At 72.7% G+C, this 12,395-nt stretch carries 15 protein-coding genes; 7 read left to right on the forward strand and 8 right to left on the reverse strand.

The genetic code is table 11. The features are described from left to right. Positions 1 to 4: 4 nt before the first annotated feature. Positions 5 to 1,132: a cobalt-precorrin-5B (C(1))-methyltransferase gene (locus tag AB0Q96_RS08635; protein ID WP_365323043.1), complete on the forward strand. Its 1,128-nt coding sequence runs from the start codon at positions 5 to 7 to the stop codon at positions 1,130 to 1,132. A 12-nt stretch (positions 1,133 to 1,144) separates the two neighbouring features. On the opposite strand, the gene AB0Q96_RS08640 is transcribed toward AB0Q96_RS08635, so the two are convergent. The 4 genes from AB0Q96_RS08640 to AB0Q96_RS08655 form a co-directional block, all read right to left on the reverse strand. Continuing rightward, complete coding sequence (locus AB0Q96_RS08640; protein ID WP_365323045.1) at positions 1,145 to 1,816, reverse strand: class I SAM-dependent methyltransferase; 672 nt, start codon at positions 1,814 to 1,816, stop codon at positions 1,145 to 1,147. 153 nt (positions 1,817 to 1,969) lie between these two features. After that, positions 1,970 to 2,431 (reverse strand): hypothetical protein, encoded by a 462-nt coding sequence (locus tag AB0Q96_RS08645; protein ID WP_365323047.1) that lies wholly within the window; start codon positions 2,429 to 2,431, stop codon positions 1,970 to 1,972. Positions 2,432 to 2,578: 147 nt separating this feature from the next. Then, positions 2,579 to 3,142: a hypothetical protein gene (locus AB0Q96_RS08650; RefSeq protein WP_365323049.1), complete on the reverse strand. Its 564-nt coding sequence runs from the start codon at positions 3,140 to 3,142 to the stop codon at positions 2,579 to 2,581. 39 nt (positions 3,143 to 3,181) lie between these two features. Continuing rightward, a complete protein-coding gene (locus AB0Q96_RS08655) occupies positions 3,182 to 4,435 on the reverse strand; it encodes a helix-turn-helix transcriptional regulator (RefSeq protein WP_365323051.1) in 1,254 nt (417 codons plus the stop codon). Positions 4,436 to 5,016: 581 nt separating this feature from the next. Between AB0Q96_RS08655 and AB0Q96_RS08660 the strand changes: the two genes are divergently transcribed. Together AB0Q96_RS08660 and AB0Q96_RS08665 are read left to right on the forward strand one after the other, a co-directional pair. Beyond that, on the forward strand, positions 5,017 to 5,409 hold the full coding sequence (locus AB0Q96_RS08660; protein WP_365323053.1) for a helix-turn-helix domain-containing protein: 393 nt from the start codon (positions 5,017 to 5,019) through the stop codon (positions 5,407 to 5,409). A 102-nt stretch (positions 5,410 to 5,511) separates the two neighbouring features. Continuing rightward, a complete protein-coding gene (locus AB0Q96_RS08665) occupies positions 5,512 to 6,150 on the forward strand; it encodes a GNAT family protein (protein ID WP_365323055.1) in 639 nt (212 codons plus the stop codon). Here AB0Q96_RS08665 and AB0Q96_RS08670 read toward each other — a convergent pair. The 4 genes from AB0Q96_RS08670 to AB0Q96_RS08685 form a co-directional block, all read right to left on the reverse strand. After that, a complete protein-coding gene (locus AB0Q96_RS08670) occupies positions 6,090 to 6,803 on the reverse strand; it encodes a hypothetical protein (protein ID WP_365323057.1) in 714 nt (237 codons plus the stop codon). The genes AB0Q96_RS08665 and AB0Q96_RS08670 overlap by 61 nt on opposite strands. A gap of 217 nt (positions 6,804 to 7,020) precedes the next feature. Next, on the reverse strand, positions 7,021 to 7,770 hold the full coding sequence (gene cobM, locus AB0Q96_RS08675) for a precorrin-4 C(11)-methyltransferase (RefSeq protein ID WP_365323059.1): 750 nt from the start codon (positions 7,768 to 7,770) through the stop codon (positions 7,021 to 7,023). 8 nt (positions 7,771 to 7,778) lie between these two features. Continuing rightward, positions 7,779 to 8,999 (reverse strand): precorrin-6y C5,15-methyltransferase (decarboxylating) subunit CbiE, encoded by a 1,221-nt coding sequence (gene cbiE / locus AB0Q96_RS08680; RefSeq protein WP_365323061.1) that lies wholly within the window; start codon positions 8,997 to 8,999, stop codon positions 7,779 to 7,781. Between the two features lie 54 nt (positions 9,000 to 9,053). Continuing rightward, positions 9,054 to 9,173, reverse strand: coding sequence for a DUF6126 family protein (locus tag AB0Q96_RS08685; RefSeq protein WP_318110168.1), 120 nt, complete (start codon positions 9,171 to 9,173; stop codon positions 9,054 to 9,056). 250 nt (positions 9,174 to 9,423) lie between these two features. Here AB0Q96_RS08685 and AB0Q96_RS08690 point away from each other — a divergent pair, with 250 nt between their 5' ends. The 4 genes from AB0Q96_RS08690 (at position 9,424) to AB0Q96_RS08705 (ending at position 12,384) form a co-directional block, all read left to right on the forward strand. Further along, positions 9,424 to 10,512 (forward strand): LLM class flavin-dependent oxidoreductase, encoded by a 1,089-nt coding sequence (locus AB0Q96_RS08690; RefSeq protein WP_365323063.1) that lies wholly within the window; start codon positions 9,424 to 9,426, stop codon positions 10,510 to 10,512. 4 nt (positions 10,513 to 10,516) lie between these two features. Continuing rightward, positions 10,517 to 11,176 (forward strand): FMN reductase, encoded by a 660-nt coding sequence (locus AB0Q96_RS08695; protein WP_365323065.1) that lies wholly within the window; start codon positions 10,517 to 10,519, stop codon positions 11,174 to 11,176. A 66-nt stretch (positions 11,177 to 11,242) separates the two neighbouring features. After that, positions 11,243 to 11,686, forward strand: coding sequence for a universal stress protein (locus AB0Q96_RS08700; protein WP_365323067.1), 444 nt, complete (start codon positions 11,243 to 11,245; stop codon positions 11,684 to 11,686). 179 nt (positions 11,687 to 11,865) lie between these two features. After that, the gene (locus AB0Q96_RS08705; RefSeq protein WP_365323069.1) at positions 11,866 to 12,384 is read left to right on the forward strand and encodes a hypothetical protein; all 519 of its coding nucleotides are present in this window, start codon (positions 11,866 to 11,868) and stop codon (positions 12,382 to 12,384) included. The last annotated feature ends 11 nt before the right edge of the window (positions 12,385 to 12,395 follow it).

Raw genomic sequence — 12,395 nt, forward strand, 5'->3', positions numbered from 1 at the left:
ATCCGTGAGTGCGACGAGTTCCGGCGGCGGGCGCGAGGCCCAACTCAAGCACACGGGCCTGCGCCCCGGCTGGACGACCGGCGCCTGCGCGACGGCGGCGACGACCGCCGCGTACACGGCGCTGCTCACCGGCGAGTTCCCCGACCCGGTGACGATCACCCTGCCGAAGGGCCAGACGCCCGCCTTCGCGCTGGCGGTGGAGTCGACGACGGCCGGCTCCGCGACGGCCGGGGTGGTGAAGGACGCGGGCGACGACCCCGACGTGACCCACGGCGCGCTGATCCGCTCGACCGTGCGGCTCCTGCCGCCCGGCGCGGGCGTCGTCTTCCGGGCGGGCCCCGGCGTCGGCACGGTCACCCTCCCCGGCCTGCCGCTGGAGGTCGGCGAACCGGCCGTCAACCCGGTCCCGCGGCAGATGATGCGCGACCACGTCGCCGCCGTCGCGGCGGCGCACGGCGGGAGCGGGGACGTGGAGATCACGCTCTCCGTGGACGACGGCGAGGAGATCGCCCGCTCCACCTGGAACCCGCGGCTCGGCATCCTCGGCGGCCTGTCCATCCTCGGCACCACGGGCGTCGTCGTCCCCTACTCCTGCTCGGCGTGGATCGACTCCATCCGCCGGGGCGTCGACGTGGCCCGCGCGGCCGGACTCACCCACGTGGCGGGCTGCACCGGCTCCACCTCGGAGAAGACGGTGACGACGCTGTACGACCTGCCGGAGCTCGCCCTCCTCGACATGGGCGACTTCGCGGGCGCCGTCCTCAAGTACATCCGCCGCCACCCCGTGGACCGGCTCACGATCTGCGGCGGCTTCGCGAAGCTCTCCAAACTCGCCGCCGGCCACCTGGACCTGCACTCGGCCCGCTCCCAGGTCGACAAGCCCTTCCTGGCCGCCCTCGCCCGCACGGGCGGCGCCTCCGACGCCCTCGCCACCGAGATCACCACCGCCAACACGGGCCTCGCCGCCCTCCGCCTCTGCGAATCCGCCGCCGTCCCCCTCGGCGACCTCGTCGCCACCCGCGCCCGCGACGAGGCCCTGACGGTCCTGCGGGGCGCGCCGGTGGCGGTGGACGTGGTGTGCATCGACCGTGCGGGCGTGGTCGTGGGGCGCTCGGAGGTGGCGGGGCCGTAGGCCACGCGCGCTTCAGGGCTTGGCGGTGACCAGGAGCGTGCCGAGGGCCGCCGGGTCCGGGTTCGGCAGCACCTCGGCCCGCACGTGCGCGAAGCCGTGTCGCTTGAGGATGTCGGCCCACTGCTCGGCGGTGTACTGCCAGCGCAGGACGGTCAGCTCCGCCTCGCGGCCCTCCAGCCACTTCCCGCCCATCCGCTGGGCCCCGTACTGCCCGACGGCCGGTTCGCGGTGCGAGAAGCCGAACACCCCGCCGGGCGCGAGGCGGGCGGCGACGCGAGGGAAGAGCTCGTCGGGGTCGGTGAACCACACGGCCCCCCACGTGGAGTAGATCGCGTCGAACCGCCCCTCTTCCCGGTCGAGGTAGGCACCCGCCTCGGCGTGCACGAACGTCAGACGCGGTGCGCCGTCCCAGAAGCGGCGGGCGCGCGCGATCTGGGCGGCGGAGAAGTCGACGGCCGTGACCTCGACCCCGGCGCGGGCGAGGAACGCGGCGTTCTCGCCTTCCGCCGGACCCAGGTCCAGGGCGGTCGCCGGACTGCCGAGGCGTTCGACGCCGGGCCCGTGCCCGGGAAGCCCGGTCCAGTCGAAGGCACCAGCCGCGGGCCGGGGCTGTTCTCCCTCCCCCCGGTGGGGCTTGTACGTGTCCCAGTATTCGGCCGGGGTGGTCGGGGCGGCGCTGAGCATGTTCAGGTTCCTCCGGGAGGCGCATGCCGGACGGCGAGGGCCGCCAAGCTACTCGCGCCTCCACCCAAGAAGTCGGCGAATCCGAGCGTGCCGCTCGAACGGGGAGCCCGGGGGCTCGCGAGGCGCCCCCGGGCCCTGGTACGGGGCTACGGGCTAGTGGCAGCTCGCCCCAGGAGAGCACGGACCGCACTTGGCGTAGTCCGCCTCCCACAGCTTCCAGTCCACCGAGAAGCCGTTGTCGGCGATGATCTGCGCAGTCCGCTCGACGGAGCCGTCGCACTTGAAGGCGATCTCCGGGATGTGCTCCAGGAACCCGCCGTCGAAGTGCTCGGCGCAGAACTCCCGGTAGTTGCGGGTGTCGAGGATGAGGACGTGGACGGCGATGTCGACGATCCGGCCGCAGCACATCTCCAGGCCCTGGCCCCACTTCTCCATCGCGGTGATCAGATACGACACCGCCGCGTGGAACAGGCGGGTCGCCATCACCTCGTCGAAGGGGTGGTCCCGCATGAGCAGCTGGATCTCGCGGTCCCACACCTCCGGCTTGACGTAGGCCCGGGGGTCTCGGAAGTCCGAGGCCTCGACGACCTCCGGCTCGATGGCCGACATGGTCATGGTCATGCTCCTCTCGATCGCTTGGGTTCGAGTGGTGCAGACGGGGCGGACCCGGCCTGGTGGAGAACGGGGATCTCCTCCGGGCCCACCCCTCATCGCCGGCTACCTGTCCACGTGACAGACCGGCGAACTCATGGGGGCCGGGGATCAGCCCATGCCCGGGTCGGCGAGCGGCGGCCACGAGTAGCGGACGGTCGTGCCGTGACCCTGGAGCCACTTGATCTCGCGGGCTCTCAGCTCGTGGGAGTGCTCGGTGGAGATGGTGGCGGGCCATCGGACGATGACGGTCGCGACCCGGCCGGTCACGGCGAGCTCGCGGACACGCGGCCAGCCGTCACGCAGCCGGGGGTCCGGCTCGCCGGACGTGTCGGTGATCGTCTCGACGAGGGTCAGGCCGTGGAGTTCGGCGAACATGCGCCCCTCGGACTCCGCTCGCTCGACGGCGAGGTTCGGCTGCAGCCGTCCGCCTCGCTCGGCGCATACGTACAGCACCGCGGCCTGTGCGGCTCCGCTCGGCCGGAGCCGTTCGCGAGGGGCCGTCCAGCCGGTGCCGCCGCACTCCGGGGAGAGCTGGTAGGTGGTGGTGCCGGTGTCCTCGGGTAAGGCGGTCACGACACCGGTGCGGGAGGCGCCGGTGTCGTACGCGAGGTCTCCGCGCCGCGGCGTCCAGGCCGGTGCGGTGACGTGCGGTGCGGGTCCGTCCGTGGTCATACCCCTGAAGCTACGGAGCTGGCGACGGCTGAGTATGAATCAGGAGAATAGGTCCTGGTCATCAAGGTGAAAACGGCTCGACATCCCGCGCAACTGCTGCCGGGTGGCGGCCCGTTCGGCGTACACGATCTTCCGCAGCGTGGCCCTGGCGATGGGATGGTTCCGGACGAGCTGCGGTGCGAGGTCCTCGGCCTGGCGAAGTTCGGTGAGTGCACGGCGGCGGTCCCCGTCCCACAGGTAGGCCCGCGCGAGGTCCATGCGGTGGTGTCCCTGGCGGGAGTGGGGCAGGGCCTCGATCTGGCCAGGGTCTGCCTGGTGGTTGAGGGCCAGGGCCCGGCGCTGGTCGCTCATCTCCAGGGCGACGCTGATGCCGTGGATCGTGACGTTCCCTGAGGAGAAGGTGAGGGAGTGCCGGTCGTCGAACGGCTCGCTACCGGCGGCGTCGGCGCGGTCGGCGGCCTGGCGGGCGAGGCCGATACGGTGCTCGGTCTCGGCCTTGTTGTTCGCCCGGGCGGCGGAGACGGCCGCGCGGAGCTGGATGGCCCCCCAGGCCCGCAGGGCTCGGGGTTCTCCGCGCTCGTACTCGGCCTCGATGCCGGCCAATGCCTTGTCGGCGAGCGCCATGGCGTCGGACCAGTCGGCTGTGGCCCACATGTCCCAGACCCGCATCCAGTCCGCGACGGCCGGGAGGACCGGGTCGCCCGACAGTCGCGACGCCCAGGACGCCCGGTCGCACGCGGTGGCGACCAGTTCGGAGTGCCCGAGCGCGTGGGCGGAGGTGTGGGCGAACTTGCAGCACACGGCGTAGATCCCGAATGCCTCTTCCCGCTCGTGTCCACGGGACCGGTCGGCCAGGGCGTGGGCCTCGCGCAGGAGGTCCGGAAGGCTGCGCAGGATCGCCACGTTCGCGGCCGAGTCACGGAGCCGGTGAAGTCGCGTCATGTCCGCCCACAGCGCGGCCGAGGAGCGCGGGATGCCGTCGAAGACGGGGGTCAGGTCGTAGCGGCGGAGTTCACGCAGGATCGACGCCGCCGCCGGCTGCCACTGCTCATCGCTCGGACTGCCCAGATAGGGGCGGGAGATGAGGTCGTTGGGGTGGCAGTGCAGTGCCGCCGCGATCATGTTGATCAGCCCGGTCCGGTCCAGCTCGATCCGGCCCGCCTCGACCTTCGACACCCATGCCTGCGACTTGCGGACGGCCTGGCCGAGGTCGGCCTGCGCCATGCCAAGGCCGAGTCGCCGCCGTTTGATCCGGCGGCCGATGGCCTCCTGTTCCTCCAGCTCGTACGCCATACGGGGAACGGTACCGGCGGCCAGGCGCCCGCGTGAGCCCCTTCCCGCCGCCGCCTTCGGGCCCTGCAGCGCGAGCCTCCATGGAGCCCCGTCGTGACCTCAGCCCACGAAAGCCCGCCACGACGGCGGGAGAGCCGGACGGTCGTCCGCCACGTGTGTCTCCAGCAACCACGTCCGCCCTCGGCCACGCTTCCTTGATGCCACGGCCTCCGCCCATGGCGACCCGCAGGCGCTCCCGCGCGGCGGGTGCCTTACCTGCTTAAGACGGAGGGACCACGGCAGGCCGCTGAGCTGCACGCCTACCCGAAAGGTCACCCGCCGCTGGATGCTACTACCCAGAATTGAATAGCGCAGAGTAGAGTTTCACCCAGTTCTGGATGAGGACTCGTCAGGGACGCATGAGCTGATGCATCGCTGCTCGTCTTCTCTTCACCCGTGGGGGGTAATCTGTGCGTGCAGGGCGGAAGGTGACCCGGATCGAGACCGTCAACCGGTCGACGGGCGAGGTGAACGACCTCACCGTCCATTCGTCGGTATCGGTCGCATCCGGCCTCTGGTTCAGAGGAGGAGGGTTCACCACCATGGGATACGCGGCACACCTGGCCCTCGCCGACGCCGACCTCAGCGCGGCGGCCTTCAAGCTGTTCCACAAGATGTGCGGCATCCAGAACCGCAAGGACCACGGCCTCGTCATCGTCGAGAGCCAGACCAAGTTCGCCGAGCAGGTCGGTATGTCCCAGTCCTCGGTCTCTCGCGCTCTCCGCCAGCTCTCCGACCAGGGGTTCATCTACCCCGATGGCCGAAACTGGCGTCTGCGCGCGGACTTCGTGTTCAACGGCAACGGGGCAGCCCAGGGCCAAGCCATCCAGAACATCCCCGAGGGCACCCCCGACCCCTACGCGGACGCCAAGAAAGCCGGAGGACTCACCGTCATCGACGGCGGCAACGGAGAACAGGCCGACGACCGGGCTTGATGTGCCAGTCCGTGGTTGAGGTCGCATACGAGATCCTCTGACCGCCATCCCCCAAGGGAAAAGGTCACGACGGGCGGAGCCGCTGCGACCGACAATCCTCGGATGGCCGACTTCCTCCACAAGCCCACGCTCGCCGGCGAGCTCGTCACCCTGCGTCCCGTCACCGAGGACGACGTCCCCGCGCTGCTGCCGATGTTCGGCGACCCCGAGATCGCCCGGCTCACCGGTCTCCACACCCGCTTCGACGAGCCGGCGCTGCGGAAGTGGTACGGGTCGCGGGGCGGGCAGGACGGGCGGCTCGACCTTGCCGTGGTCGAGCGGGCCACGGGGCGGGTGGTCGGGGAGGTGGTGCTCAACGAGTGGGACGAGGGGAACGAGAGCTGCGGGTTCCGGATCTGTTTCACCCCCGAGGGCATCGGGCGCGGGCTCGGCACCGAGGCGACCCGGCTGATGCTCGGGCACGCCTTCGACGGCCTCGGGCTGTACCGGGTGTGGCTGGAGGTGTACGCGTTCAACCCGCGCGCCCGCCGCGCCTACGAGAAGGCCGGCTTCCGGGCGGAGGGGGTCCTGCGCGGGGCGCTGCGGTGGGAGGGCGAGCGGGTGGACGCGCCGGTGATGGCGGTGCTGGCGCCGGAGTGGGCGGCCGGGTCTCAGGTCGTCGGGTCTCAGGTCGTCGGGTCTCAGGTCTCCGGGTCCCAGGTCTCCGGGTCCCAGGTCTCCGGGTCCCAGGTCTCCGGGTAGCCGATCTCCGCGATGTCCTTCGCCAGGGCGGCCGGGTCCAGCGCCGGGTTGAGGGCCGCGACGACCGTCCCGGTCAGCGGGCGCAGGGCCAGGACGTGGCGGACCGCCTCGACGGGGACCTCGGTCTCGAAGTAGTCGGCGGCCCACTCCGCGTACGCCTCCGGGGAGCGGTCCACGAGGAGTTCGAAGACGTACGGGGCGCCGTCGGGCGCGTCGTCGCCCTCGCGGGGCGGGAAGTCGATGGTGCCGGTGCGCCAGGCGGGGTCGTCCGGTGTGCGCCACAGGCAGGCCGTGACGGACGGCGGCTCGTCCTCGGGGCGGGTGACGTACGGGTGGAAGGCGGCCGGCAGCTCGTCGAGGACTCCCGGCCACACCTCCGGGTCCCCGTCCACGCGGGCCCAGGGGCTCATGGGCGACTCGTGGTCGAAGCCCTCGGCGACGGCGCCCGCGGGGGAGAAGACCACGGCGTACTCGTCGCCCGACCCGTCGCGCATGGAGGCCCGCTGTTCGCCCTCGCCCCAGTGCGCGTCGAAGGAGTGGTAGCGGGGCTCCCACTCCGGGCTCAGGACGGCGTCGAGCATCGCGAGGCCCCGGCAGTGGTCGCGCAGTTCCGCTATGCCCGGCAGCGCCCGGGCCACGTCGTGGACGGTCATGGACCCATTGCAGCGCACCGCACTGACAACCGGGCCGACATGCGCCCCTCCTCCCCCGAACCTAGGCTTGCCAGGGCAAACCCCCGCAGAGTCCCCAGCAGACCGGGAGGAACGCCATGTCGAAGCGAGGCAACAAGCGCCGGGCGCGGAAGAAGAAGGGTGCCAACCACGGGAAGCGGCCCAATACCTGAGGTGAGGTGCCCGGGCCGCCGCCCGTTCAGCAGGTGTGGCGGTCCCGGGCCGGGTCGTACAGGTGGCTGTCGCGGAACTCCGAGGCGGCCAGGGTGCGGCCCACGAGGATCACGGCGGTCTTGGTGATGCCGGACGCCTTGAGCTGGTCCGCGATGTCGGCCAGGGTGCCGCGCAGGACGACCTCGTCGGGGCGGCTGGCCATCGCGACGACGGCGGCGGGGCAGTCCTCGCCGTAGTGGGGGACGAGCTCGGCGACGACGCGGTCGGCGTAGCGCGCGGCCAGGTGGAGGACCAGGAGGGCGCCGCTGCGGCCGAGGGTCGCCAGGTCCTCGCCCTCCGGCATGGGCGTGGCCTGCTGGGCGATGCGGGTGAGGATGACGGTCTGGCCGACGGTCGGGACGGTCAGTTCGCGCTTGAGGGCCGCCGCGGCCGCCGCGAAGGCGGGAACGCCGGGCACGACCTCGTAGGGGATGCCCGCCGCGTCGAGGCGGCGCATCTGCTCGGCCATGGCGCTGAAGACGGACGGGTCGCCGGAGTGGAGGCGGGCCACGTCCTGGCCGGCCTCGTGGGCGGCGGCGATCTCGGCGACGATCTGGTCCAGGTCCATCCGGGCCGTGTCGACCAGCTTCGCGTCCGGCGGGCATTCGGCGAGGAGTTCGGTGGGGACGAGCGAGCCCGCGTAGAGGCAGACCCCGCACTTCGCCAGGGTCCGCGCGCCGCGCACGGTGATCAGGTCGGCCGCCCCGGGGCCCGCGCCGATGAAGTAGACGGTCATGTCGGTGTTCAACCCTTCGTTACGGACCATTGCGTGACCGGCATCGCCTGGCGCCAGCCGGTGAAGCCGCCCACCGGCACGGCGGCGGCGACCGCGAGCCGGACCAGTTCGCCGCCGTGGCGGCGGTAGCGCTCGGCGAGCAGCGCCTCGGACTCCATCGTCACCGTGTTGGCGACGAGCCGGCCGCCGGCCGGGAGCGCGTCCCAGCAGGCGTCGAGCAGGCCGGGGGCGGTCAGACCGCCGCCGATGAAGATCGCGTCGGGGGCCGGCAGGCCGGCGAGGCCGGCCGGTGCCGCGGCCGTCACGACCCGCAGGCCGGGTACGCCGAGGGCCGCCGCGTTGCGTTCGATGCGCGCCGCGCGCTCGGCGGACCGCTCCACGGTCACGGCCCGGCAGTCGCGGTGCGCCCGTGCCCACTCGATGCCGATGGAGCCCGAGCCGCCGCCGATGTCCCAGAGCAGTTCGCCCGGGGCGGGCGCGAGCGCGGCGAGCGTGGCGGCGCGCACGTACCGCTTGGTGAGCTGGCCGTCGTGCTCGTACGCCTCGTCGGGCAGTCCGGGCGTGACGCCGAGCCGGAGCGTCTCCGGGTCGCGCGCGCAGTCGAGGGCGATCACGTGGAGCGGGTCGACGCGCTCGTGCGGCCAGTGGGCCGCGGTGCCGTCGAGGAGCGCCTCGCGCGGGGAGCCGAGCTGTTCGAGGACCCGGATCCGGGTGCCGCCCCAGCCGCGGGCGCGCAGCAGCGCGGCGACCCGCGCCGGGGACTCGGGCCCTTCGCCGAGGAGCAGCAGGCGGCGCCCGTCGTGCAGCCGGGCCGTGAGGGCGTCGAGCGGCCGGGCGACGAGGGAGACGGTCTCGGTGGCCTCCAGGGGCCAGCCGAGCCGGGCGCAGGCGTACGAGACGGAGGACGGGTGCGGCAGGACCCGCAGCCGGTCCGGGCCGAGGGTGCGGGCGAGGGTGTGGCCGATGCCGTGGAACATGGGGTCGCCGCTGGCGAGGACCGCGATCCGGCGTCCTTCGTGGGCGGCGAGCAGGCCGGGCACGGCGGGCAGCAGCGGGGTGGGCCAGGCGACGCGGGTGCCGGCGCAGTCGGCGGCGGGCAGCAGGTCGAGCTGGCGGGGGCCGCCGATGAGCACCTCGGCGGCGCGCAGGGTGCGGCGGGAGGCTTCGGGGAGCCCGTCCCAGCCGTCCGCGCCGATTCCGACGACCGACACCGATATCGCAGCGTTCACGCCCGGGACTCTACGTGAGCAGGGGCGGAGCCTTGCCGCGCGGTCGGCGCGCGGTCACTTCTGGGCGTTCTGCCCGACGTAGAAGAGGAGCCAGACGAAGCCCGCGAAGGCGTGCGTCGCGAAGACGTACACGAAGACGCGGAGCATCACGCCCCGCTCCTTCCAGCGCTCGATGTCCGTGCCGCTGTCGGTGCGGTCGTCGGTGCGGTTGTCCGTGCCGCTGTCCTTGCCGCTGTCCTTGCCGGGTGCGGCGCCGCCGTCCGTGCCGCTCTCGGTGTCGGTGCCGGGATCCGTCATGTCCTCCAGGGTACGGGCGCGGGTGCCGGGGGCCGGGAATAGCGGGGTGGGGTGCGCCGTTCCACGTGATGGTTTAAGATTCAACCACTGATGCGGATGGCATCGGGAAACGCGAGAGGTGAGCACGATGCAGTTCGGGATCTTCACCGTCGGCGACGTGACGGCCGACCCCACCACCGGCCGTACCCCCACCGAGCACGAGCGGATCAAGAACACGGTCGCCATCGCGCTCAAGGCGGAGGAGGTCGGCCTGGACGTCTTCGCGACCGGCGAGCACCACAACCCTCCGTTCGTCCCGTCCTCCCCGACGACCCTCCTCGGGCACATCGCCGCCCGCACCGAGAACCTGATCCTCTCCACCTCCACGACCCTCATCACCACCAACGACCCGGTGAAGATCGCCGAGGACTACGCCACCCTCCAGCACCTCGCCGACGGCCGTGTGGACCTGATGATGGGCCGCGGCAACACCGGCCCGGTCTACCCGTGGTTCGGCCAGGACATCCGCCAGGGCATCCCGCTCGCCATCGAGAACTACTCGCTCCTCCACAAGCTGTGGAGGGAGGACGTGGTCGACTGGGAGGGCAAGTTCCGCACCGCGCTCCAGGGCTTCACGGCCACCCCGCGCCCGCTCGACGGCGTCCCGCCGTTCGTCTGGCACGGCTCCATCCGCTCCCCGGAGATCGCCGAGCAGGCCGCGTACTACGGTGACGGCTTCTTCGCCAACCACATCTTCTGGCCCAAGCAGCACACCGAGAAGATGGTCCGGCTCTACCGGCAGCGGTACGCCCACTACGGCCACGGCACGCCCGAGCAGGCGATCGTCGGCCTCGGCGGCCAGGTCTTCATGCGGAAGAACTCGCAGGACGCCGTACGGGACTTCCGCCCGTACTTCGACAACGCGCCGGTCTACGGCCACGGCCCCTCCCTGGAGGAGTTCAGCAGCGAGACCCCGCTGACCGTCGGCTCCCCGCAGGAGGTCATCGAGCGCACCCTGTCCTTCCGCGACTACGTCGGCGACTACCAGCGCCAGCTCTTCCTGGTCGACCACGCCGGTCTGCCCCTGAAGACGGTCCTGGAGCAGCTCGACATCCTCGGCGAGGAGGTCGTCCCGGTGCTCCGCAAGGAGTTCGCGAACCTGCGGCCGGCCGGCGTCCCCGAGACCGCCCCGCTGCACCCCGCCGTGACCGCGCACCGCACCGAGAAGGAGTCGTAACACCATGCAGACGCTCAAGCTGGTCGCCGTCTCCGCCGGCCTCAGCTCCCCGTCCTCCACCCGGCTGCTCGCCGACCGGCTCCTCCAGGCGGCCCGCTACCGGCTGGCCGAGCAGGAGTACGCGGTCGACGTCCAGGTCGTCGAACTGCGCGACCTGGCCGTGGACATCGCGAAGAACCTCGTCACCGGCTTCCCCTCCGAGAAGCTGGGCGCGGCGATCGACGCGGTGACGGGCGCCGACGGCGTCATCACCGTGACGCCGGTCTTCACCGCCTCGTACAGCGGCCTGTTCAAGTCCTTCTTCGACCTGATCGACCCGACCGCGCTGACCGGCGTCCCGGTCCTGATCGGGGCGACCGGCGGCACCGCCCGCCACTCGCTCGTCCTCGACCACGCCCTGCGCCCGCTCTTCGCCTACCTGCGGGCCGCCGTCGCCCCGACGGCCGTCTACGCGGCCTCGGAGGACTGGGGCACGGGCGGCGACGAGTACACCGAGGGGCTGCCCTCCCGGATCACCCGGGCCGGGCAGGAGTTCGCCGGGATGGTCGCGGCCCGCCCGCGCCGCCGCGACGACGAGGCCGCCACCGACGGACTCGACGGTCTCGACGGACTGGACGAGATCGTCCCGTTCGAGCGCCAATTGGCCGACCTGCGGCTGGATTGATCTATTTGTTACGTTGGTCGGGAGGGCCCCGCACGGGGCCTCCCGACAGCGAAACGGAGGTCGGTCATGGCCGGCGGCAGGATCGTGGTGGGTGTGGACGGATCGGCTCCGTCCCTGCGGGCACTGAAGTGGGCGGCGGCGCAGGCCGCCCTCACCGGGGACTCCCTCCAGACGGTGATCAGCTGGGAGTACCCGGCGTCCTGGGCCACCCTCATGCCGGGGGTCCCGCCCGAGTTCGACCCGGAACGGCTCGCGAAGCAGATCCTGGACCAGGCCCTCGACCAGGCCCTCGCCCCCGCCACCGCCGCCGCGGTCACCCGCACCGTGGTGGGCGGCAACGCGCCCCAGGCCCTGATCGACCAGGCCGAGGGCGCCACGCTGCTCGTGGTCGGCGACCGCGGCTACAGCGGCTTCAAGGCGGCCGTCCTGGGCTCCGTCTCCTCCCACGTCACCCAGCACGCGCCGTGCCCGGTGGTGGTCGTGCGCGGGGAGATCCCGGGCGAGGAGTAGGGCCGGGCCCGGGGTCCCGAGGACCCGGAGACCCCGGGGCCCGGCGCCCCGGCGCTCCGGCGCTCCGGCGCCCCGGCGCCCCGGCGCCCCGGCGAAGGAGACCGTCTCCCCCGTGCGGGGGAGGCGGTCGGCACGGCGGGGCGACGACCCCGGGTGAGGACCGGCGGCAGCCTTGACGCATGTCGAGGATGAACGCCCTTCCCGGCGTGCCCCGTTGGGCCGCCGTCGCCGCGCACGCCGTCCCCCTCCTGGTCCTGCCCGCCGGACTGTGGCGGCTCGCCCTGGCCTTCGGGATTCCGGTCGCCGCGCACTCCCCGTACAGCGATCCGGGGCCGGGGATGCTGGCGTACATGATCGGACTGACCGTCCTGTCCGAGCTGCTGGCCCTGCTCACGCTCGGTCTCGTACGGGACTGGGGCGAGGTGTTCCCGGAGTGGCTGCCGCTGGTCGGCGGCCGGCCGGTGGGCGTGCGGGCGGCGACCGGGGCCGCGCTCGCGGGGGCCGCCGGGCTGCTCGCGGCGGGCGGCTGGTCCGGGTACGCGGTGTACGCGGGCCTCGGCGAGGGCGACGGCACGGAACTCACCGCCGCCCAGGACGCCCTGTTCCTCGGCTGCTACCTGCCGCTCGCCGCCTGGCCCGTACTGCTCGGCGCGGTGGCGGTGGCGTACCACCGTCGCCGCGCCGGGCGGGCCCGGTAACGGGCGGTGGG

The sequence above is a fragment of the Streptomyces sp. NPDC093111 genome (genome assembly GCF_040683955.1).
Lineage (GTDB): Bacteria > Actinomycetota > Actinomycetes > Streptomycetales > Streptomycetaceae > Streptomyces.